This is a genomic window from Pseudomonas sp. GW821-FHT10B02, assembly GCF_059415665.1.
Genome location: NZ_JBWKNR010000003.1, coordinates 25956 through 45854, shown reverse-complemented (window position 1 = coordinate 45854; position 19899 = coordinate 25956). Strand labels below are relative to the sequence as shown.

Sequence of the window (19899 nt, the reverse complement as noted above, 5' to 3'; positions counted from 1 at the left end):
TGTAATTGTCGGTGGGAGCGGGCTTGCCCCGCGATTGCGGCCTGTCAGCCACATCGCATCGCGGGGCAAGCCCGCTCCCACCGGTTGTGTGTTACACCAGCAGGCGTGTAGTTGCCACCAACACCACGGCAATCCCGAGCAACAGGTTGATCCCCACCAAGCGACGAATCTTGCCCAACACCACCGCGCCCGTCGGCCAGTCTTGCGCCTGCACCGCTTTACGTAACTCCGGCAGCAGCAACGACTGCACACGAATGAACAGCGCGATCATCGCAATAGCGCCGCCAATCATCACCTGTACATAGCGCGGTGCCGCGTCCAGGCCGGCAAAACGCAGGTGCAGCATGCCTATGCCGCTGATCGCCAGGACCGCGATGGCTACCCAGACCCACACGAAAAAACGCTGAAACACTTCTACCCAGAGGCGTAGACGGTCAGGCCCTTGAAGGGCTGCAACCGCCGCAGGCCGCAGGATCAGCCAGGCGAAGAACATCCCGCCGACCCATACCAGGGCGGCCAGGACGTGCAGGCTATAAGGAAGGCTAAAGGCGCTCATCGGGATCTCCATTCGGCGCAAAGGGCAATAGCGGGGTATGATAGCGACCCAATCGAAACACTGAAAATTTATCCAGCCCTTCGGGCGCCCCGACACCATGATCAGCAACGAACTCAAAACCACGATTCAGGGCGCCTATTCGCGTTTTCTCGAAGCCAAGAGCCTCAAGCCGCGCTACGGCCAGCGTCTGATGATCGCCGAAGTGGCCAAGGTGCTTGGCGATATCGCCTGTGACGATGAAGGTCGGCGCGCCGGCGATCCCGCCGTGGTGGCGGTCGAGGCCGGTACCGGTACTGGCAAGACGGTTGCCTATAGCCTGGCCTCGATTCCCGCTGCCAAGGCCGCCGGCAAGCGTCTGGTGATAGCCACCGCGACGGTAGCCCTGCAGGAGCAGATCGTCTTCAAGGATCTGCCCGACCTGATGCGCAACAGCGGCCTGAACTTCACCTTCGCCCTGGCCAAGGGGCGTGGTCGCTATCTGTGCCTGTCCAAGCTCGACCTGTTGCTGCAGGAGGGCCATGCACAATCGGCCACTGCGCAGCTGTTCGAGGAAGAGGGCTTCAGGATCGAGGTCGACGAAGCCAGCCAGAAGCTGTTCACCAGCATGATCGAGAAGCTTGCCGGCAACCGCTGGGACGGCGACCGTGACAGCTGGCCGCAAGCCCTGGAAGACCAGGACTGGGCACGCCTGACCACCGACCATAGCCAATGCACCGGCCGCCATTGCCCGAACTTTGGCCAGTGCACCTTCTACAAGGCCCGTGAGGGCATGGGTAAGGTCGATGTCATCGTCACCAACCACGATATGGTCCTGGCTGACCTGGCCCTGGGCGGTGGCGCGGTGTTGCCTGATCCGCGCGACACCATCTATGTGTTCGACGAAGGCCATCACCTGCCGGACAAGGCCATTGGCCATTTCGCCCACTACACCCGTTTGCGCTCCACCGCCGACTGGCTCGAGCAAACTGCCAAGAACCTGACCAAGCTGCTGGCCCAGCACCCGTTGCCGGGCGACCTGGGCAAGCTGATCGAGCAGGTGCCGGAACTGGCGCGGGAGATCAAGGCCCAGCAACAGTTCATGTTCAGCGCTTGTGAGCAGGTGGCCGATTTCCGTCCCGGCGAGGATATGGAGGGCCGCGAGCGGCCGCGTCACCGCTTCGAGGGCGGTGTGGTGCCCGAGCACATGCGCGAGATGGGGATCGAGTTGAAGAAGGGCTTCTCGCGCCTGACCGATCTGTTCACCCGGCTGACCGAATTGCTGAAAGAAGGTATGGATGCCGAAGTCAATATCGGTATTGCCAGCCATCAGGCCGAAGAGTGGTACCCGTTGTTCGGCAGCCTGTTGATGCGCGCCCAGGGCAACTGGGAACTGTGGACCGCCTTCACCGCAGAAGACCCGGAAGACAGCCCGCCCATGGCCCGCTGGCTGACCCTGGCCGAGAGCGGGGCGCTGTTCGACATCGAGGTCAACGCCAGCCCGATCCTCGCGGCTGAAATGCTGCGGCGCAATCTGTGGAACGTTGCCCATGGTGCGCTGGTTACCTCGGCAACCCTGACCGCGCTGGGCAAGTTCGATCGCTTCCGCATGCGCGCCGGTCTGCCCAAGGATGCGGTCACCAGCGTTGTGCCCAGCCCTTTCCATCATGTCGATGCCGGTGTGCTACGGGTACCGGACCTGCGTGCCGACCCTCGGGATGCGGCGGCACACACCGCGGCGATCATTCGTGATCTGCCGGAGCTGGTTGAGGGTTCGCGTGGTTCGCTGGTGCTGTTCTCTTCGCGCAAGCAGATGCAGGACGTGTTCGATGGCCTGGATCGCGACTGGCGCAAGCAGGTGTTCATCCAGGGCAACCTGTCCAAGCAGGAAACCCTGAACAAACACAAGGCGCGTGTCGATGGCGGCGATTCCAGCGTCCTGTTCGGCCTGGCAAGCTTTGCCGAAGGCGTCGACTTGCCGGGCGCCTACTGTGAGCACGTGGTAATTGCCAAGATCCCCTTCGCGGTACCGGATGATCCGGTCGAGGCGGCCCTGGCCGAGTGGATCGAAGCGCGCGGCGGCAACCCGTTCATGGAAATCGCCGTGCCAGACGCTTCGCTGCGCCTGATCCAGGCCTGCGGCCGCCTGCTGCGTACCGAAGAGGACCGCGGCACCATCACCCTGCTGGACCGACGTGTGGTCACCCAGCGCTACGGTAAGGCTATTCTCAATGCCTTGCCGCCGTTTCGACGGGAAATTTCCTGACCCCCGGGGATCATTGCTCCGGGGCGTTGTCTATGTCTCAGTTCAAGGCCCGCAAGGGCCCCCAAGGAGAGCTCCAGCCCTATGATTCGCCGTACCTTGCCTGCTGTCTTCGCACTGTTGTTCAGCACACCGCTGCTGGCCGGGCAACAGACGCTGTTCAGCTTTGTGCGCCCGGCCGCCGTGGTCAACGTGGTGACCGAAGATGCCAGCTTGCCGCAATACAACGCAGAGCAGACGGCCGAGGGTGAGGTATTGCGGCGTGTAGTGTTCAACCCGGTGCAGCGCCCCAGCCTGCGGCTGAGCCCGCAAACCGGTGTCTGGGACTGGTCGGCGGCCACAGCCCTGACCTTGCGCCTGCAAAGTGGCATGGACTGGCCGTTGACCGTGGATGTCACGGTGTTGAGTGGTGACGGCAAGACCCTCACCAGTCGTATCGACCTGCCCGCCGGGCCGGCACAGACGGTATGGGTGCCACTGACGGCCAGCTCGCCACTGAGCCAGGGCATGCGTGCCGGGCCACCGATGCCCTGGGTGCATGAAGGCCAGCGCTGGGTGCTGACCGGTAGCAGCGGTGCGCTGGACTTGAAGCAAGTGGTGTCGGTGACCTTGTCGATGAACAAGCCCAATGTCGCCCAGAGCCTTTTGATTGAACGCGTTGGCATTCAGGACGACGACCAGCTGCAAAAGGCTGCGTATACCGGTTTGATTGATGGCTATGGCCAATCAACCCGCGGCCGCTGGCCGGAAAAAATCGTCAGCGATGACCAGCTCAAAGCCGCCGCGACCCGTGAACAGCAGCAACTCAAGGGCTGGCTGGCTGAACGCACTCAGTTGCCGCGCGACAAATTTGGCGGCGTGACGACAGGACCTGGCTTCGATGCCAAGGGCTTCTTCCGTACCGAAAAACGTGATGGACGCTGGTATCTGGTCACCCCTGAAGGCCATCCGTTCTACTCGCTGGGCGTCAACACCGTGGCAGCCGACGGCGGCCGCACCTACGTAGCCGGGCGCGAGTCGATGTTTACCGCCTTGCCGCAAGCGGGCGAGCCGCTGGCGCAGTTCTATGGCGAGGGTAACAACAACGACGGTAACGGCTCGGCTACGGGGCGCAACTTCAATCAGGGGCGCTGGTTCGACTTCTATGCTGCCAACCTTGAGCGCAGCCATGGCAAACCCTGCACGCCGGTGGCGGCGACCGACACCACGGCAGCTGTGGACTGCCCAGTGCCGGCGCTGGACCTCAAGCGCTGGCAGGGACATACCCTCGACCGTCTGCAGGCCTGGGGCTTCAATACCTTGGGCAACTGGAGCGAGCCGGCCTTGGGGCAGGCCAACCGTCTGCCTTATACCTTGCCGTTGTCGATCGTCGGCGATTACACCAGCATCAGCACCGGGATGGACTGGTGGGGGCGTATGCCTGATCCGTTCGATCCGCGCTTTGCCATGGCCACCGAGCGTGCCGTGGCCATCGCTGCCCGTGACCACCGTGACGATCCCTGGCTGATCGGCTATTTCGCCGACAACGAACTGGCCTGGGCAGCTCCCGGGGATGACCCCAAGGCCCGTTACGCCCTGGCTTATGGCACCTTGCGCCTGACCACCGACGTGCCGGCAAAACGGGCGTTCCTCAAGCAGTTGCGCGACAAATACCGCAACCAGGCCGGGCTGTCCAAAGCCTGGGGGATTGATCTGCCCGCCTGGGAGTTGATGGAAGATCCTGGTTTCGAGCCGCCGCTGCCGAGCGCGGAACACCCCGAGATCGAAGCCGACTTCAAGTACTTCCAGAAGGTCTTTGCCGAAACCTACTTCAAGACCATCGCGGACTCGCTCAAGTGGCATGCGCCCAATCACTTGCTGCTGGGCGGCCGATACGCGGTCAGCACACCTGAGGCGGTGGCGGCCTGTGCCGAGTTCTGTGACGTTCTGAGTTTCAACTTCTATACGCCCAAACCCCAGGACGGCTACGACTTCAGCCAGCTCAATGCCCTGGACAAGCCGGTGCTGGTGTCGGAGTTCCAGTTCGGCTCACGTGACCGCGGGCCGTTCTGGCCAGGGCCTATGGAAGTGGCCAAGGAAGAAGGACGGGCCCCGGCCTATGCCGCTTTCGTCAAGGCCGCCCTGGCCGAACCGTCGATTGTCGGTGTGCACTGGTTCCAGTACCTGGACCAGCCTGCCAGCGGTCGCTTGCTCGATGGCGAGAACGGTCACTTCGGGCTGGTGGGTATCACCGACCTGCCATTCCAGGGTTTTGTCGACAGCGTGCGTAAGAGCAATCTGCAAGCACAGGAGCAGATCGGCAAGACGGGCATCAGCGAAAACGCCGCAAAAGCCCCGTAGCGAAGGCGTGGCGGCCTGAGGCAGGCGAATTGCCTCGGGCCCGCTGGACGACGCTCTGTCCAGTGTCTGTTCCCAAAACCGCCGCAGGCTGAAACAATGCACGCCATTTTCGATAGCAGTATGCGCGGGGAGCGGCTGGGTGCAGATTCAGGGTCATTACGAGCTTAAGTTCGAAGCCGTGCGCGAGGCCTTTGCGGCGCTGTTCGACGATCCTCAGGAGCGTGGCGCGGCGCTGTGTATCCAGATTGGCGGGGAAACCGTCGTTGACCTCTGGTCCGGTACCGCTGACAAGGACGGCGCCGAGGCCTGGCACAGCGACACCATCGCCAACCTGTTCTCCTGTACCAAGATGTTTACCGCGGTGACGGCTTTGCAACTGGTGGGTGAGGGCAAGTTGGCCCTGGATGTTCCGGTTGCGCGTTACTGGCCGGAATTTGCCCAGGCTGAGAAGCAGGCGATTACCCTGCGCCAGTTGCTCAGCCACCGGGCCGGGGTACCCGCGCTTCGCGAGCTGATGCCCGCAGAGGCTTTTTACGACTGGCAAACCATGGTTCAGGCGCTGGCTGCCGAGGCGCCCTGGTGGACGCCTGGTACTGCTCATGGCTATGCGGCTATCACTTATGGATGGCTGATCGGTGAGTTGATTCGACGTGCCGACGGTCGCAGCCCTGGCGAGTCGATCGTAGCCCGCACCGCCCGCCCGCTGGGTCTGGACTTTCACATCGGCCTGGCTGACGATCAGTTCCACCGGGTCGCGCATATTGCCCGAGGCAAGGGCAACATGGGCGATGAAGCGGCCCAGCGCCTGCTTCAGGTGACCATGCGTGAGCCGCAGGCGCTGTCCACTCGCGCGTTTACCAACCCGCCCGGCATGCTCACCAGTACCAACAAGCCGGAATGGCGGCGGATGCAGCAGCCGGCGGCCAACGGCCATGGCAATGCCCGCAGCCTCGCCGGTTTTTATGCCGGTGTGCTCGATGGCAGCCTGCTGGAATCGGAATTGCTCGACGAACTGACCCGTGAGCACAGCCTGGGCCAGGACAAGACGTTGCTGACCCAGACCCGGTTCGGTCTGGGTTGCATGCTCGACCAACCGACCGTGGCCAACGCCACCTTTGGTCTGGGCAGCAAGGCCTTTGGTCACCCGGGCGCCGGCGGCTCTGTTGGTTTTGCCGATCCGGAGTACGATGTGGCCTTTGGTTTTGTCACCAATACTCTGGGCCCTTACGTATTGATGGACCCGCGTGCCCAGAAGCTGGTGCGTGTCCTGGCAACCTGCCTTTGATCGGTTAGCCCCAATGTTACCTGAACCCTTTGTCTATTCTGGCTTCCAACGATTAGCGCAATTGGGCGGAATTTCTTTCATTTTCATGGTGTATCACTGATGTCTTCACATAAAACCTTAGCTATTGCCCTGTGCCTGGCCATGACCGGTTGTGCACAGCACTCCCAGAAAGGTGCGGCCGACAGTGGCATCGACTGGTGGCCCTTTGGCTCGGACAAGGTTGCCAACCAGGAAGTGAAGGAAGTGGTTGTCGAGAAAGTCGCCAAAGCCGATGCCAAGTCCGAGAGCAGCAGCCGCTGGTGGTGGCCGTTCGCTGACAGCGACAAGGCCAAGGTTGCGGCCGTGCCGAAGATCGACCACAAGGCCACCCAGGCCTGGCTGGACAGCTACGAACCGCGCCTGCGTGAAGCCATCAAGGACAGCAAGTTCGAACTTGAGCGCCGTGAAGACGTGCTGATCGTTACCGTACCGGTAGACAGCTCCTACAACCCGGATCGTCCGGCCATGCTTCTGCCGGTCACCCTCGGCCCCATCACCCGTGTGGCCAAAGCGATCGAAACCGATAAACAGACCGCCGTACTGGTGCTCGGCCACGCCGACACCAGCGGTGCCGCCGCCGGCAATCAGAAGCTCAGCCAGGAGCGCGCCCAGTCGGTAGCAGCGATCTTCCGCCTCAGTGGTCTGGAGCGTGATCGCCTGATGTTGCGCGGCATGGGTTCGGAAATGCCGCGTGCGGCCAACGACAGTCTGCAGGGCCGCGCCCTGAACCGTCGGGTAGAACTGGTGCTGACCCCGCAAAACACCATGGTCGCGTTGCTGGCCAAGTACAAGCAGCCGACGCCGAGCCCGGCCGAGCTGGTCGCGGTGCAGGATGCCAAGGCTCCGGTCAAGGCCGCGGTAAAGCCTGACGCCAAGGCTCCGGTGAAGAAGGCCAGCAGCAGCAAAAAAGCCGCCCCGGCCAAAGCCACGACCGCCAAGAAGAAAGCCCCTGCAGCCAAACCCGCGGCCAAGAAGCCTGCGCCTGCTGCCAAGAAAGTGGCCGCCAACACCAGCCCTGCGAAGACCAACTGATCGTCAAGGAACGCAGCAATGACCAAGACCCTGGCCGATATGCGCCGCGATTACACCCGTGATGGCCTGGCGGAAGCTCAGGCCCCGGACCAGCCTTTCGCATTGTTTCGCCAATGGTTCGACGACGCGGTGAAGACTGAGCAGCCACCGGTGGAAGCCAACGCCATGACGTTGGCAACGGTAGACGCCGATGGCCGTCCGCATTGCCGGATCCTGTTGCTCAAGGGCCTGGATGACCAGGGTTTTACCTTCTTCACCAACTACGACAGCGCCAAGGGTCAGCAACTGCAGGCCAATCCATTTGCGGCCATGACGTTCTTCTGGCCGGCCCTGGAGCGTCAGGTGCGGATCGAAGGCAAGGTGGTCAAGGTCACGCCGCAAGAGTCGGACGAGTATTACCAGGTGCGCCCGATGGGTAGTCGCCTGGGCGCTTGGGCCTCACCGCAGAGCCAGGTGATTGCTGATCGCGCCGAGCTGGAAGGGTTGGTCAAGGCCACCGAACAGCGTTTCAGCGATACCCAGCCGCATTGCCCCGAGCACTGGGGGGGGTACCGTTTGCTGCCAGAGCGTATCGAGTTCTGGCAGGGCCGTGCCAGCCGCCTGCACGACCGTCTCAACTACCGCCTGCAACAAGGCAACTGGCTGCGCGAGCGTCTGGCGCCCTAATCGGCCCGGTAAGCGGCGGCCTCGCGTTCCAGCCAGGTCGCCAGCTCGGCGCGTTTGATCTTCTGTGCCTTGGCATTGTCCAGACATTCAAGCATGTAGGCTTTCTTGCCTGCGTCCGTACCGGCCATTGACAGCGCCAGGTCGCGGTCCATCCAGCGGCGGATGCGCACATACAACCACCAGTGAAAATACAGGCCAGCCAGAGTCGTGATGACGACGATGAAGTAATCCATGTCTATCCTTGCGCTAAAGGTTTTCAGGCTGCATCGGTGACACAGGCTGTATGGAAGCTGAATGGAATCAATTTTACCCCGCATCGGTCGTGACAGTCGTCAATGCGCGGAGTCTAATGAACACCTGTCTTATGGAGGTCATCCTATGCGTAAATCTGTTTTGCTGGTTGCCAGCTTCACTACCCTGTCGCTGCTGCTCGGCGGTTGTGCCTCGAGCCTGACCGGCGACACCTACACGCGCGATGAAGCTCGCCGTGTGCAAACCGTGCGCATGGGGACCATCGAAGCACTGCGGCCGGTGAAAATCGAAGGTACCAAAACGCCTATCGGTGGTGGTGCTGGCGCCGTTGTCGGTGGTGTAGCGGGTAGTGCCATCGGCGGTGGTCGCGGCAGCATCGTTGCCGCGGTGATTGGTGCCGTGGCCGGTGGCCTGGCAGGCTCTGCCGCTGAAGAAGGCCTGACCCGCACCCAGGGCGTTGAGATTACCGTGCGTGAAGACGACGGCAGCATGCGTGCCTATGTACAGGCGGTCCAGGAAAACGAGATTTTCCGCGTTGGCGAGCGTGTCCGGATCATGACCGTAGACGGAACCAGTCGGGTCAGCCACTGATACTTCAGCTGTAAAAAGAAAACCCCGACTCGGCAGTGCCGGTCGGGGTTTTTTATTGCCCGGGCCGGATCAGGCGACGGCTGCCTTGCGGCTCGCCAGTGCGGTGACGCCGTAGCCGATCAGGGCGGCGAGGATCGACCCGGTAAGAATGCCCATGCGGTCCATGCCGGCGTACTCGCTGCTGCCCGGAACAAAGGCCAGCGAGCCAACGAACAGGCTCATGGTAAAGCCGATACCGCAAAGGATGGCCACGCCCAGCACCTGGCCCCAGTTGGCCCCGCCAGGCAAGGCGGCCAAGCCCAGCTTGACCGCGATCCAGGTAAGGCCGAACACCCCTACGGTCTTGCCCAGCAACAGGCCGATGGCAATACCCATTGGCACGTAGTGGGTGAAGCTTTCCAGGGTTACCCCGGCCAGCGATACCCCGGCGTTGGCGAACGCGAACAGCGGCAGGATGCCGTAAGCCACCCAGGGGTGCAGGGCATGCTCCAGCGTCAGCAGCGGAGAAGGTTCGGCGTTGCGTGTACGCAATGGAATGCACAGCGCGAGGGTGACCCCGGCGAGGGTGGCGTGGACACCGCTTTTGAGTACACAGACCCAGAGGATCAGGCCGATCACCATGTACGGGCCGAGTTTGACCACCCCGAGCCGGTTCATCGCGATCAGCGCCAGCAAGCAGGCGCCGGCCAGCATCAGCGACAGGCTCGACAGCTCACCCGAGTAGAACAGTGCAATGACAATGATTGCGCCCAGGTCATCGATAATTGCCAGGGTCATCAGGAACAACTTGAGCGACACCGGCACGCGCTTGCCCAGCAGCGCCAATACGCCCAGGGCAAAGGCGATGTCGGTGGCCATGGGAATGGCCCAGCCGGCAACGGCGGCCGGGTTGTCCTTGTTCAGGAACCAGTAGATCAGCGCCGGTACCACCATGCCGCCAATGGCGGCAGCACCCGGCAGGACGATCTGCGAAGGCTTGGACAGGTGACCGTCGATTATCTCGCGCTTGACCTCAAGGCCGATCAGCAGGAAGAACAGGGCCATCAGGCCGTCGTTGATCCACAGCAGCAAGGGTTTGGCGATTTTCAGTGCGCCGATCTGGGCGACCACAGGTACATCCAGCAAGCCGTTGTACAGGTATGACAAGGGCGAGTTGTTGATGATCAGGGCCAGGGCGGCAGCAGCAATCAGCAATAGACCGCTGGCCGCTTCCAACTGAAAGAAACGTGTGAAGGTGCTTCGCAGCAAGGGCGCTCTCCATCCTGAGGATTCCGATAGGGGGACACCCTACCTTGTGAGGATATGCATTAAAACAAAAACTATATTCTTTTTTGTTATAAGCTGTGACTAACCTGGCCAAGGCAGCCTAGCAGTTGGGTGGGAATATTTTGCCTTGCTGTATCTGTTGGAGATGTAGGGAGTTTCTTAACATGCTCCCTTATAAATCGAACTTTTTCGGGACTGGACCATGAACGATCACCGCCAGTGGGCACGTGAAGCAATCCGTATCATCGAGGCTGACTTCCAGCGCAGTGCCGACACACACCTGATCCCGCTGCCCTTGCCGGGTTTTCCCGAGGTCGAGCTGTACTTCAAGGACGAATCCAGCCACCCCACCGGCAGCCTCAAGCATCGCCTGGCGCGCTCGCTGTTTCTCTATGCCCTGTGCAATGGCTGGCTACGTCCAGGGGCGCCGGTGATCGAAGCCTCCAGCGGCTCGACGGCAATCTCCGAAGCCTACTTCGCGCGCCTGCTCGGCCTGCCCTTCATCGCCGTGGTGCCCGCCAGTACCTCTCAGGAAAAGATTGCCCAGATCGCGTTCTACGGTGGTCAGAGCCATCTGGTGAATGACCCTACGCAGCTCTACGCAGAATCCGAACGTCTGGCGCGGGAAACCGGCGGTCACTTCATGGACCAGTTCACCTACGCCGAGCGCGCCACTGACTGGCGCGCCAACAACAATATTGCCGAATCGATCTTTACCCAGATGCGTTTCGAGCGGCATCCGGAGCCTGCCTGGCTGATTTCGAGCCCGGGCACTGGCGGCACTACCGCGACCCTTGGGCGCTATGTTCGCTATCGCCAGCATGCCACCCGGGTGCTGTGTGCCGATGCCGAGCGCTCGGTGTTTTTCGACAGCTATACCAGCGGTGACCGCTCGTTGTTGCTCGATTGTGGATCGCGAATCGAGGGTATTGGCCGGCCACGGGTAGAAGCCTCGTTTCTGCCTCAGGTGATCGACGCCATGATCAAAGTGCCCGATGCACTGTCCCTGGCGGCCATGCATTACCTGGCTGAACGCCTGGGGCGTCGGGTGGGCGGTTCGAGCGGTACCAACCTGATCGGTGCGCTGATGGCGGCACGGCAGATGCAAGCGGCGGGGGAGGCGGGATCGATCGTGGCGATTCTGTGTGATGGCGGCGATCGTTATGCGACCACCTATTATGACCAGGACTGGCTGGTAGCGCAGGGGTATCAGCTGCAGGGCTTGATCGCGGCAGTGACAGCCTGTGTGGAACGGGGCGAGGCTTTGCCTGAGACGGTATTGCGCGCGGGGATTTGAAGCGTATCGCGGGGCAAGCCCGCTCCCACATGTGGGAGCGGGCTTGCCCCGCGATTGCTCTATCAGCCTTCCAGGCCCAGCATACTGCGAGCCACCGCCTCGGCTATGCGAATCCCGTCGACACCCGCCGACAGAATGCCACCGGCATAACCTGCACCTTCACCCGCCGGGAACAGGCCCTTGAGGTTCAGGCTCTGCATGCTGGCATCACGGGTGATGCGCAGCGGCGATGAGGTACGGGTTTCGATACCGGTCAACACCGCGTCATGCAGGTTGTAGCCCTTGATCTGCCGATCGAAGGCCGGCAAGGCTTCACGGATGGCTTCGATGGCGAAGTCAGGCAGGCTCGGGGCCAGGTCGCCAAGATTGACGCCGGGCTTGTACGACGGCTCGACACTGCCCAGGGCGGTGGATGGCCTGCCGGCGACAAAGTCACCGACCAGTTGGGCCGGCGCCTGGTAATTGCTGCCGCCGAGTACATAGGCATGGGCTTCAAGCTGTTCCTGCAACTCGATACCTGCCAGCGGACCGCCCGGATAATCCTGCTCCGGGGTGATGCCGACGACGATGCCGGAGTTGGCATTGCGCTCGTTGCGCGAGTACTGGCTCATGCCATTGGTGACCACCCGGCCCGGCTCGCTGGTGGCCGCAACCACGGTGCCGCCCGGGCACATGCAGAAGCTGTAGACCGAACGGCCGTTCTTGGCGTGGTGCACCAGTTTGTAATCCGCCGCGCCCAGTTTCGGGTGCCCGGCGTATTTGCCCAGGCGAGCCTGGTCAATCAGCGATTGCGGGTGTTCGATGCGGAAACCGATGGAGAACGGTTTGGCTTCCATGAACACGCCACGCGCATGCAGCATGCGGAAGGTGTCACGGGCGCTGTGGCCCAGGGCCAGGACCACGTGACGCGAGTGCAGTTGTTCACCGCTCTGCAGCACCACGCCGTTGAGCTGGCCATCGTCCATCAGCAGGTCGGTGACTTTCTCTTCGAAGCGCACTTCGCCGCCCAGCGCCTGGATCTCGTGGCGCATGTTCTCGACCATGCCGGTCAGGCGGAAGGTGCCGATGTGCGGCTTGTTGACGTAGAGGATCTCCTCCGGCGCGCCGGCTTTGACGAATTCGTGCAACACCTTGCGGCCGTGGTGCTGCGGGTCCTTGATCTGGCTGTAGAGCTTGCCGTCGGAGAAGGTCCCGGCGCCACCTTCACCGAACTGTACGTTCGACTCGGGGTTGAGCACGCTTTTGCGCCACAGGCCCCAGGTGTCTTTGGTGCGCTGACGCACTTCCTTGCCGCGCTCGAGGATGATCGGCTTGAAGCCCATCTGCGCCAGCAGCAGGCCGGCGAAAATCCCGCACGGACCGAAGCCGACCACGATGGGGCGCTCTTGCAGGTCGGCAGGGGCCTGGCCGACCACTTTGTAGCTGACGTCCGGCGCGACATTGACGTTATGGTCGTCGGCGAACTTGTGTAGCAGCTCGGCTTCGTTGCTGGCCGTCAGGTCGATGGTGTAGATGAACAGCATTTCGCTGTTCTTCTTGCGCGCATCATAGCTGCGCTTGAACAAGGTGAAGTCCAGCAACTGGTCGTCGCTGATTCCCAGGCGTTGCACGATGGCCTCGCGCAGGGCTTCATCAGGATGATCCAGCGGCAGCTTCAGTTCGGTGATTCGTAACATGGCAGGGTCCAGTATCCCGGCCATGAACGGCCGGCGGCTTTACACAAACCGCCAAGTATAAGCTGTTCGCCGCCTTTGCAGGCAGGATTAACGCGGGCGCCGATGATCAGTCGTTACGTGAGCCGCCGTAGTAGGCGCAACCGCGCAGGGTCTGGCCGTTCACCCGCAGCTCGGCGCTCAGGTGGCTGACTGCACCACTCATGGTGTCGACGCAGCGTTGCGGAGCGACCCAGAGATCGACACGCTGACCGTTGGCTTCGGTGCTGAGACTGAAGCGTCCATCAGGCAATTGTTCTTCCAGGAACGGCACGGCCAGTTCCGGCACGCCCGGGCGAGTCAGGACCATGCCCTTACCGCTGGCTTTGAGGTCCCAGTCCGGCTCGTTGCCGTGTGCACGCACGGTCAGGCGCTTGAAGTTGGGATCACTGCAGGCGCTGCTGGAGTTCTCGATCCGATACAGGCGCTGGACATTCAATTGTCCGTCGTTGCCGGCATTCTGGCCTGCGGAAAGGTTACCGCTGATGTCCGCGAACAGCGTGCCCGGTTCGCCGGCCAGGGCAGCGGCTTCCTGCAACACACCGGTGTTGCCGCTATCGAAGACGGCAAAGTGGCGACTTTCTGTACATGGCTTGAACAACAGCTGGCCGCCCTTGGCAGTCAATTCGCCCTGCATCCGGGTCATGCCTGCGGTAGAAGCTGCCTGCGGTTTTTCCGCCAGCATCTGGCAGCCGGCGAACAGCGGCAACAGGGCGACAAGCAACAACGAAGGGGCGGCACGCATCAAGCAAACTCCAGGGTCTCTACCGAAAGGTGCCGCCACGTTACGCAGGCTGGACGCTGATCACAAGGCCTCAGCCGACATGATAGGTCTGGCCGGTTTGCAGGCCCTCGACGCTCTTGGCATAGGCCAGCGCCACATCTGCCGCCGGTACCGGTTTGAACCCGCGGAAATACGGGGCGTAGGCCGGCATGGCTTCGACCAGTACGTTGGGGCTGATCGAGTTGACCCGCAGGCCACGGGGTAACTCGATGGCTGCCGCTTTGACGAAGGCATCAATGGCGCCGTTGACCAGGCTGGCCGACGCACCGGTACGGATCGGGTCGTGGCTGGTGATGCCGGTGGTGAAGGTGAACGAGCCACCGTCGTTGATGAACTCGCGGCCGATCAGCAGCAGGTTGACCTGGCCCATGAGCTTGTCGTTCAGGCCCAGGGCAAAGTGCTCTGCAGTCATCTCGTCCAGCGGCGCGAAGGTGACATTACCGGCTGCGCAGACCAGGGCATCGAAACGCCCGGTTTGTTCGAACAGGCGGCGAATCGAAGCGCTGTCGCTGATATCTACCTGATAGTCGCCGCTGCTGCGGCCGATGCGCAGCACTTCATGACGTTGTTCCAGCTCTTTGGCCACCGCCGAACCGATGGTGCCGTTGGCGCCGATCAACAGGATTTTCATTGAACCGTTCCTCGCAGTTTTTTGGGGACAAGGCTCAAGTCTAGTGTGGATTTTTTTGCGGATAAGCGTGCTAATAGGCAACCTTTGGTTTTCATCTGGAAACAATCAATGAGCGACCTGGATGATCTGGCGGCCTTCGCCGTGTTGATGGATGCCGGTAGCTTCACCCAGGCCGCGCAACAACTGGGGTGGAGCAAGGGGCAGTTGTCCAAGCGCATCAGTGCTTTGGAGGCCAGTCATTCGGTAAAGCTGCTGCACCGCACCACGCGGCGTCTGAGTTTGACTGCAGCGGGTGCCATGTTACTGCCCCAGGCCCAGGCATTGGTGCGGCAAATGGAGGGCGCGCGTCAGACTTTGGCCATGCTCAAGGACGAACTGGCTGGCCCGGTGCGCATCACGGTACCGGTGTCGCTGGGCGAGACCTTCTTCGAAGGCTTGCTGCTGGAGTTCGCCGTCGACTATCCGGATCTGCAGGTGGAGCTGGAGCTGAACAATGGTTACCGGGATCTGTTGGCGGAGGGCTTCGATCTGGCGATTCGCACCGAGGTCCAGGACGATGCACGCTTGGTTGCGCGCCCGCTGTTGGCCATGCAGGAACTGACCTGCGCCAGCCCAGCCTATCTGCAGCGTCAGGGCGAACCGCACATGCCGGCGGAATTGAGCGCTCATCGCTGTTTGCTCAACAGCCACTACAGTGGGCGCGAAGAATGGTTGTATCACCACCAGCATGAGCTGCTGCGGGTGCAGGTCGCCGGCAGCTTTGCCAGCAATCACTACAGCCTGCTGAAGAAAGCTGCATTGCTCGGCGCCGGCATCGCCAGGCTGCCTTCCTACATGGTGCATGCGGAGCTTGCCGATGGCCGCTTGCAGTGGCTGCTGCGTGACTACCAGACCCGCAGTGTGCCTCTGTTTCTGGTGCATCCGTATCAGGGCCGGATGCCCAGAAGAGTCCAGGTACTGGCCGACTATCTGCTGCGCTGGTTCAAGCGCAGCAGCCAGGCGTTGCAGACGCTGTAGGGATTACATCTTGTTGTCGTGCTTTTCACCTTTCATCATTTTGTCGTCTTTGCCCATCATGTTTTTGTCCATCTTGTCTTTGCTCATGTCCATCTTGTCGTCGGCCATGTGCTTATCCATTTTCATGTCCTTTTCCATGCTGGCTTCCTTGTCCGTTTTCATGTCTTGGGCGGCATGCACGGCTGGCAGGAAGGCCAGGCTCGAACCGAGGCTGAGGATGAGGGCGGCGGCGCTGATGGTTTTGTTCATGGTGGGACTCCAGTAGGTTAGAAGGGCGAGTGCCACTGGCTGTGGCTCACCTGCAGCACTAGAGTCCGCTGCCCGGGAGGCGTTACAGCGGGCAAGAAAAAAGGCCCGTAGGCCTTTTTTCGATTGCGCTGCAGAAGGTCAACCGCCCAGGTAGGCGTCGCGGACCTTTGGATCGGTCAGCAGTGCTTCCCCGGTGCCCTGCATCACCACCCGGCCGTTTTCCAGCACATAGGCACGGTCGGCGACTTTCAGGGCCTGGTTGGCGTTCTGCTCGACCAGAAACACCGTCACGCCATCACGCCGCAGTTGCTCGATGATGTCGAAGATCTGCTGAATGATGATCGGTGCCAAGCCCAGCGACGGCTCGTCCAGCAACAGTAGCTTGGGTTTGCTCATCAGCGCCCGGCCAATCGCGAGCATTTGCTGCTCGCCACCGGACATGGTGCCGCCACGCTGGCTAAAGCGCTCTTTCAAGCGTGGGAACAGTTGCAGGACTTTGTCCATCTGCTCCTGATAGTCGCCCTTGTTGGTGAAGAAGCCGCCCATGGCCAGGTTCTCTTCCACGGTCAGGCGGGCGAATACCCGGCGACCTTCAGGAACCACGGCAATGCTCTTGCGCATGATGTGCGAGGAGGGCTGGCCGACCAGCTCTTCACCCAGGTACTTGATGCTGCCGCTATGAGCCTGGGGCGAACCGCACAGGGTCATCAGCAGGGTCGACTTGCCGGCGCCGTTGGCGCCGATCAGGGTGACGATCTCGCCCTGGCGGATCTCGACGTTGACGCTGTGCAGCGCTTGGATCTTGCCGTAGAACGTGGAAACGTTTTCGAACTGCAGCATTTACGCTTCCCCCAGGTAAGCTTTGATCACATCAGGGTTGTCGCGGATCTGCTCCGGCGTACCGTCGGCCAGGGGAGTGCCCTGGTTGATCACGACGATATGGTCGGAGATGCTCATGACCAGCTTCATGTCGTGCTCGATCAGCAGCACCGTGACGTTGTGCTCTTCGCGCAACAGGCTGATCAGCGCCTTGAGGTCTTCGGTCTCTTTCGGGTTCAGGCCGGCCGCCGGTTCGTCGAGCATGATGATCCGTGGACGGGTCATCATGCAGCGGGCGATTTCCAGGCGACGTTGCTGGCCGTAGGCAAGCGTGCCGGCGGGACGGTTGGCGAACTCGAGCAGGTTGACCTTCTCCAGCCAGTACCGTGCGTACTCTTTCGCTTCGTGTTCACTGCGGCGGAAGGACGGGGTCTTGAGCAGGCCGGCGAGGAAGTTGGTATTCAGGTGCCGGTGCTGGGCGATCAGCAGGTTTTCCAGCGCGGTCATTTCCTTGAACAGGCGCACGTTCTGGAAGGTCCGCACCACGCCCTTGCGGGCGATCTCGTGACCAGCCAGGCCCTGGATCGGTTGACCATCGAGCAAGATAGTGCCGTCACTGGGCTTGTAGAAGCCGGTCAGGCAGTTGAACACCGTGGTCTTGCCGGCACCGTTGGGGCCGATCAACGCCACAACCTGTTTTTCCTTGACGGTCAGGGCCACGCCGTTGACCGCCAACAAGCCGCCGAAGCGCATGCTCAGGCCGCTGACTTGCAGAATTTCGCGGCTCATCGACGCAGCTCCATATGAGGACGTTGCATAGGCAGCAGGCCTTGCGGACGCCAGATCATCATCAACACCATCAGCGCACCGAACATCAACATGCGGTATTCGCTGAATTCGCGCATCAGTTCAGGCAGCAGGATCATCACGATGGCCGCGAGAATCACGCCCAGCTGCGAACCCATACCGCCCAGTACCACGATGGCGAGGATGATGGCCGATTCGATGAAGGTGAACGACTCCGGCGTTACCAAGCCCTGGCGTGCGGCGAAGAAGCTACCGGCGAAACCGGCGAAGCAGGCACCGAGGGTGAAGGCCGACAGCTTGATCACCGTCGGGTTCAGGCCCAGGGCTCGGCAGGCGATCTCGTCTTCACGCAGCGCTTCCCAGGCACGCCCGATCGGCATGCGCAGCAGACGGTTGATCACGAACAGCGCCAGCAGGGCCAGCAGCAGGGCGACCAGGTAGAGGAAAATCACCTTGTTGATCGAGTTGTACTGCAGACCGAAGAACTCGTGGAAGGTCTGCAGACCTTCAGCAGCCTTGCGTTCGAAGGTCAGGCCGAAGAAGGTTGGTTTCTCGATGTTGCTGATCCCGTTCGGACCGCCGGTGAGCCCGGTGAGGTTGCGCAGGAACAGACGGATGATCTCCCCGAAGCCCAGGGTCACGATGGCCAGATAGTCACCGCGCAGACGCAATACCGGGAAGCCGAGCAGGAAGCCGAAGGTCGCCGCCATCAGCCCGGCAAGCGGCAGGCAGATCCAGAAGCTCAGGCCGAAGTAGTGCGATAGCAGGGCATAGGTGTAGGCGCCGACGGCGTAGAAGCCGACATAACCCAGGTCGAGCAGACCGGCCAGACCGACCACGATGTTCAGGCCAAGCCCGAGCAGTACGTAGATCAGGATCAGGGTGGCGATATCGACTGCGCCGCGCGAACCGAAGAACGGCCAGACCAGGGCAACCGCGATCAGGCCCATGATCACCCAGCGCTGGGTCTTGGGCAGGGTCAGGAAGTTGCTCATGGCCGGCGAGATCAGCTTGCGGTCCGAGCGGCGGCGGGTGAGCGCACCCCATTGCTTGTCGAACAGTACGCGCAGGAACATCAGCACCGAACACAGGGCGATGATCCACAGGGTCATGGCCCCTTGGCTATGGACGATCAGGCGGATGCCATCGATGCTGAGTTTCAGGCCCAGCACCGGGAAAGCCACGGCCCAGACCAGCAAGGCGCTGAAGAACGCCTGTTTGAGATTTCTGTTCATACTTTTTCAACCTCCGGACGGCCGAGGATGCCGGTCGGACGGAACAACAGCACCAGAACCAAAAGACCGAAGGCCACCACGTCCTTGTACTGGTCGCCGAAGATGTCGGCGCCAAAGGCTTCAGCCACCCCCAGCACCAGCCCGCCGAGCATCGCGCCCGGAATACTGCCGATGCCGCCCAGCACCGCCGCGGTGAAGGCTTTCAGGCCTACCAGGAATCCGGCGTTGGGGTTGATCACGCCGTACTGCATGCTCAGCAGTACCGCCGCCACAGCCGCCAGGGCGGCACCGATGACGAAGGTCAGGGCGATGATGTTGTTGGTGTTGATACCCAGCAGGTTGGCCATCTTGATGTCTTCGGCGCAGGCGCGGCAGGCGCGGCCCAGGCGGGAACGGGAGATGAACAGGGTCAAACCGGTCATGGCCACTAGCGTGACGACGAAAACCAGGATCTGCATGTAAGAGATCAGCACTTCCTCTGCGCCGCCTGGGCCGAAGGAGATACTCCCCGGGATCAGGTTGGGGATGGACTTGTCCTTGGAGTCCTGGGATAGCAATACGGTGTTCTGCAGGAAAATCGACATACCGATGGCAGAAATCAGCGGGATCAACCGGTTGCTGTTACGCAAGGGGCGGTAGGCGACCCGTTCGATACTGTAGCCATAGGCACTGGTTACGAAGATCGTGGCGACGAAGGCGACGGTCATCAATATCGGCAGTGAATCGATGCCCATCATGGCCAGCCCGGCAAGGGCAATGAAGGCCACGTAGGAACCGATCATGTAAACCTCGCCATGGGCGAAGTTGATCATTCCAATGATGCCGTAAACCATTGTGTAGCCAATGGCTATCAAGGCATAGGTGCTGCCAATGGTCAGACCATTAACCAGCTGTTGGAAGAAGTGATAGATCTCAGGCATTACAGCGCTCCTAAAAACCTGATACGCATTTCACTGGTGGGGCTGCCCCCGGCCTGGTCTTGTGGTCTTGAGCCACTTCGACACCGGCAACTGCCAGCGAACCGCTGGTGACGGTTTTAAGATTTTCAGGTGAACCTGCTCCCGGATCGCGGGAATCAGGCC

19 protein-coding genes are annotated in these 19899 nt (G+C 61.5%); 8 read left to right on the top strand and 11 right to left on the bottom strand.

Features of this window, described 5'->3' with window-relative positions:
- Positions 1 to 91: 91 nt before the first annotated feature.
- Complete coding sequence (locus tag AC07OF_RS05905) at positions 92 to 556, bottom strand: CopD family protein (protein WP_157191427.1); 465 nt, start codon at positions 554 to 556, stop codon at positions 92 to 94.
- Between the two features lie 97 nt (positions 557 to 653).
- On the opposite strand from AC07OF_RS05905, the gene dinG reads away from it, so the two are divergent.
- From dinG to pdxH, 5 genes are all read left to right on the top strand, one after another.
- Positions 654 to 2798: an ATP-dependent DNA helicase DinG gene (dinG, locus tag AC07OF_RS05900; RefSeq protein WP_157191428.1), complete on the top strand. Its 2145-nt coding sequence runs from the start codon at positions 654 to 656 to the stop codon at positions 2796 to 2798.
- Between the two features lie 81 nt (positions 2799 to 2879).
- A complete protein-coding gene (locus tag AC07OF_RS05895) occupies positions 2880 to 5135 on the top strand; it encodes a beta-agarase (protein WP_157191429.1) in 2256 nt (751 codons plus the stop codon).
- A 139-nt stretch (positions 5136 to 5274) separates the two neighbouring features.
- On the top strand, positions 5275 to 6420 hold the full coding sequence (locus AC07OF_RS05890) for a serine hydrolase domain-containing protein (protein ID WP_157191430.1): 1146 nt from the start codon (positions 5275 to 5277) through the stop codon (positions 6418 to 6420).
- A gap of 99 nt (positions 6421 to 6519) precedes the next feature.
- Positions 6520 to 7491, top strand: a complete 972-nt coding sequence (locus AC07OF_RS05885; RefSeq protein WP_157191431.1) for an OmpA family protein — start codon at positions 6520 to 6522, stop codon at positions 7489 to 7491.
- Between the two features lie 18 nt (positions 7492 to 7509).
- On the top strand, positions 7510 to 8157 hold the full coding sequence (gene pdxH, locus AC07OF_RS05880; protein WP_157191432.1) for a pyridoxamine 5'-phosphate oxidase: 648 nt from the start codon (positions 7510 to 7512) through the stop codon (positions 8155 to 8157).
- On the opposite strand, the gene AC07OF_RS05875 is transcribed toward pdxH, so the two are convergent.
- Positions 8154 to 8390, bottom strand: a complete 237-nt coding sequence (locus AC07OF_RS05875; RefSeq protein WP_157191433.1) for a hypothetical protein — start codon at positions 8388 to 8390, stop codon at positions 8154 to 8156. The two genes, pdxH and AC07OF_RS05875, sit on opposite strands and share 4 nt — an antisense overlap.
- A 145-nt stretch (positions 8391 to 8535) precedes the next feature.
- Between AC07OF_RS05875 and AC07OF_RS05870 the strand changes: the two genes are divergently transcribed.
- Positions 8536 to 9000 (top strand): outer membrane lipoprotein, encoded by a 465-nt coding sequence (locus tag AC07OF_RS05870; protein WP_157191434.1) that lies wholly within the window; start codon positions 8536 to 8538, stop codon positions 8998 to 9000.
- A gap of 69 nt (positions 9001 to 9069) precedes the next feature.
- On the opposite strand, the gene nhaA is transcribed toward AC07OF_RS05870, so the two are convergent.
- Entirely contained in the window at positions 9070 to 10248 is a 1179-nt protein-coding gene (gene nhaA, locus AC07OF_RS05865) for a Na+/H+ antiporter NhaA (RefSeq protein WP_157191435.1), read from the bottom strand.
- Between the two features lie 220 nt (positions 10249 to 10468).
- On the opposite strand from nhaA, the gene AC07OF_RS05860 reads away from it, so the two are divergent.
- The gene (locus AC07OF_RS05860) at positions 10469 to 11563 is read left to right on the top strand and encodes a PLP-dependent cysteine synthase family protein (RefSeq protein WP_157191436.1); all 1095 of its coding nucleotides are present in this window, start codon (positions 10469 to 10471) and stop codon (positions 11561 to 11563) included.
- A 62-nt stretch (positions 11564 to 11625) separates the two neighbouring features.
- On the opposite strand, the gene AC07OF_RS05855 is transcribed toward AC07OF_RS05860, so the two are convergent.
- The 3 genes from AC07OF_RS05855 to AC07OF_RS05845 all read right to left on the bottom strand — a co-directional run bounded on the left by AC07OF_RS05855 (position 11626) and on the right by AC07OF_RS05845 (position 14690).
- Positions 11626 to 13239, bottom strand: a complete 1614-nt coding sequence (locus AC07OF_RS05855; RefSeq protein ID WP_495072664.1) for an NAD(P)/FAD-dependent oxidoreductase — start codon at positions 13237 to 13239, stop codon at positions 11626 to 11628.
- A 106-nt stretch (positions 13240 to 13345) separates the two neighbouring features.
- Positions 13346 to 14020: a COG3650 family protein gene (locus AC07OF_RS05850; RefSeq protein ID WP_157191438.1), complete on the bottom strand. Its 675-nt coding sequence runs from the start codon at positions 14018 to 14020 to the stop codon at positions 13346 to 13348.
- Between the two features lie 70 nt (positions 14021 to 14090).
- Positions 14091 to 14690 (bottom strand): short chain dehydrogenase, encoded by a 600-nt coding sequence (locus AC07OF_RS05845; protein ID WP_157191439.1) that lies wholly within the window; start codon positions 14688 to 14690, stop codon positions 14091 to 14093.
- 108 nt (positions 14691 to 14798) lie between these two features.
- Between AC07OF_RS05845 and AC07OF_RS05840 the strand changes: the two genes are divergently transcribed.
- Positions 14799 to 15707 (top strand): LysR family transcriptional regulator, encoded by a 909-nt coding sequence (locus AC07OF_RS05840; protein WP_157191440.1) that lies wholly within the window; start codon positions 14799 to 14801, stop codon positions 15705 to 15707.
- A 3-nt stretch (positions 15708 to 15710) separates the two neighbouring features.
- Here AC07OF_RS05840 and AC07OF_RS05835 read toward each other — a convergent pair whose 3' ends face one another.
- The 5 genes from AC07OF_RS05835 to livH all read right to left on the bottom strand — a co-directional run bounded on the left by AC07OF_RS05835 (position 15711) and on the right by livH (position 19737).
- Positions 15711 to 15956, bottom strand: coding sequence for a hypothetical protein (locus AC07OF_RS05835; RefSeq protein WP_495072663.1), 246 nt, complete (start codon positions 15954 to 15956; stop codon positions 15711 to 15713).
- A 138-nt stretch (positions 15957 to 16094) separates the two neighbouring features.
- Entirely contained in the window at positions 16095 to 16796 is a 702-nt protein-coding gene (locus tag AC07OF_RS05830) for an ABC transporter ATP-binding protein (RefSeq protein ID WP_038607943.1), read from the bottom strand.
- On the bottom strand, positions 16797 to 17564 hold the full coding sequence (gene livG, locus AC07OF_RS05825) for a high-affinity branched-chain amino acid ABC transporter ATP-binding protein LivG (RefSeq protein ID WP_038607946.1): 768 nt from the start codon (positions 17562 to 17564) through the stop codon (positions 16797 to 16799).
- Complete coding sequence (locus AC07OF_RS05820; RefSeq protein WP_191830842.1) at positions 17561 to 18817, bottom strand: high-affinity branched-chain amino acid ABC transporter permease LivM; 1257 nt, start codon at positions 18815 to 18817, stop codon at positions 17561 to 17563. Before AC07OF_RS05820 ends, livG begins: the two co-directional genes overlap by 4 nt.
- The gene (livH, locus tag AC07OF_RS05815) at positions 18814 to 19737 is read right to left on the bottom strand and encodes a high-affinity branched-chain amino acid ABC transporter permease LivH (RefSeq protein ID WP_028943524.1); all 924 of its coding nucleotides are present in this window, start codon (positions 19735 to 19737) and stop codon (positions 18814 to 18816) included. The genes AC07OF_RS05820 and livH overlap by 4 nt, the downstream gene beginning before the upstream one ends.
- Positions 19738 to 19899: the final 162 nt, after the last annotated feature.

What these genes read in the sequence shown, in the direction of transcription:
- AC07OF_RS05850 (WP_157191438.1), bottom strand. Translation starts at nt 14,020, where the DNA reads ATGCGTGCCGCCCCTTCGTTGTTGCTTGTCGCCCTGTTGCCGCTGTTC.
- livH (WP_028943524.1), bottom strand. Translation starts at nt 19,737, where the DNA reads ATGCCTGAGATCTATCACTTCTTCCAACAGCTGGTTAATGGTCTGACC.
- AC07OF_RS05820 (WP_191830842.1), bottom strand. Translation starts at nt 18,817, where the DNA reads ATGAACAGAAATCTCAAACAGGCGTTCTTCAGCGCCTTGCTGGTCTGG.
- AC07OF_RS05895 (WP_157191429.1), top strand. Translation starts at nt 2,880, where the DNA reads ATGATTCGCCGTACCTTGCCTGCTGTCTTCGCACTGTTGTTCAGCACA.
- AC07OF_RS05885 (WP_157191431.1), top strand. Translation starts at nt 6,520, where the DNA reads ATGTCTTCACATAAAACCTTAGCTATTGCCCTGTGCCTGGCCATGACC.
- livG (WP_038607946.1), bottom strand. Translation starts at nt 17,564, where the DNA reads ATGAGCCGCGAAATTCTGCAAGTCAGCGGCCTGAGCATGCGCTTCGGC.
- AC07OF_RS05855 (WP_495072664.1), bottom strand. Translation starts at nt 13,239, where the DNA reads ATGTTACGAATCACCGAACTGAAGCTGCCGCTGGATCATCCTGATGAA.
- AC07OF_RS05870 (WP_157191434.1), top strand. Translation starts at nt 8,536, where the DNA reads ATGCGTAAATCTGTTTTGCTGGTTGCCAGCTTCACTACCCTGTCGCTG.
- dinG (WP_157191428.1), top strand. Translation starts at nt 654, where the DNA reads ATGATCAGCAACGAACTCAAAACCACGATTCAGGGCGCCTATTCGCGT.
- AC07OF_RS05875 (WP_157191433.1), bottom strand. Translation starts at nt 8,390, where the DNA reads ATGGATTACTTCATCGTCGTCATCACGACTCTGGCTGGCCTGTATTTT.
- AC07OF_RS05860 (WP_157191436.1), top strand. Translation starts at nt 10,469, where the DNA reads ATGAACGATCACCGCCAGTGGGCACGTGAAGCAATCCGTATCATCGAG.
- AC07OF_RS05830 (WP_038607943.1), bottom strand. Translation starts at nt 16,796, where the DNA reads ATGCTGCAGTTCGAAAACGTTTCCACGTTCTACGGCAAGATCCAAGCG.
- AC07OF_RS05840 (WP_157191440.1), top strand. Translation starts at nt 14,799, where the DNA reads ATGAGCGACCTGGATGATCTGGCGGCCTTCGCCGTGTTGATGGATGCC.
- AC07OF_RS05835 (WP_495072663.1), bottom strand. Translation starts at nt 15,956, where the DNA reads ATGAACAAAACCATCAGCGCCGCCGCCCTCATCCTCAGCCTCGGTTCG.
- pdxH (WP_157191432.1), top strand. Translation starts at nt 7,510, where the DNA reads ATGACCAAGACCCTGGCCGATATGCGCCGCGATTACACCCGTGATGGC.
- AC07OF_RS05905 (WP_157191427.1), bottom strand. Translation starts at nt 556, where the DNA reads ATGAGCGCCTTTAGCCTTCCTTATAGCCTGCACGTCCTGGCCGCCCTG.
- AC07OF_RS05845 (WP_157191439.1), bottom strand. Translation starts at nt 14,690, where the DNA reads ATGAAAATCCTGTTGATCGGCGCCAACGGCACCATCGGTTCGGCGGTG.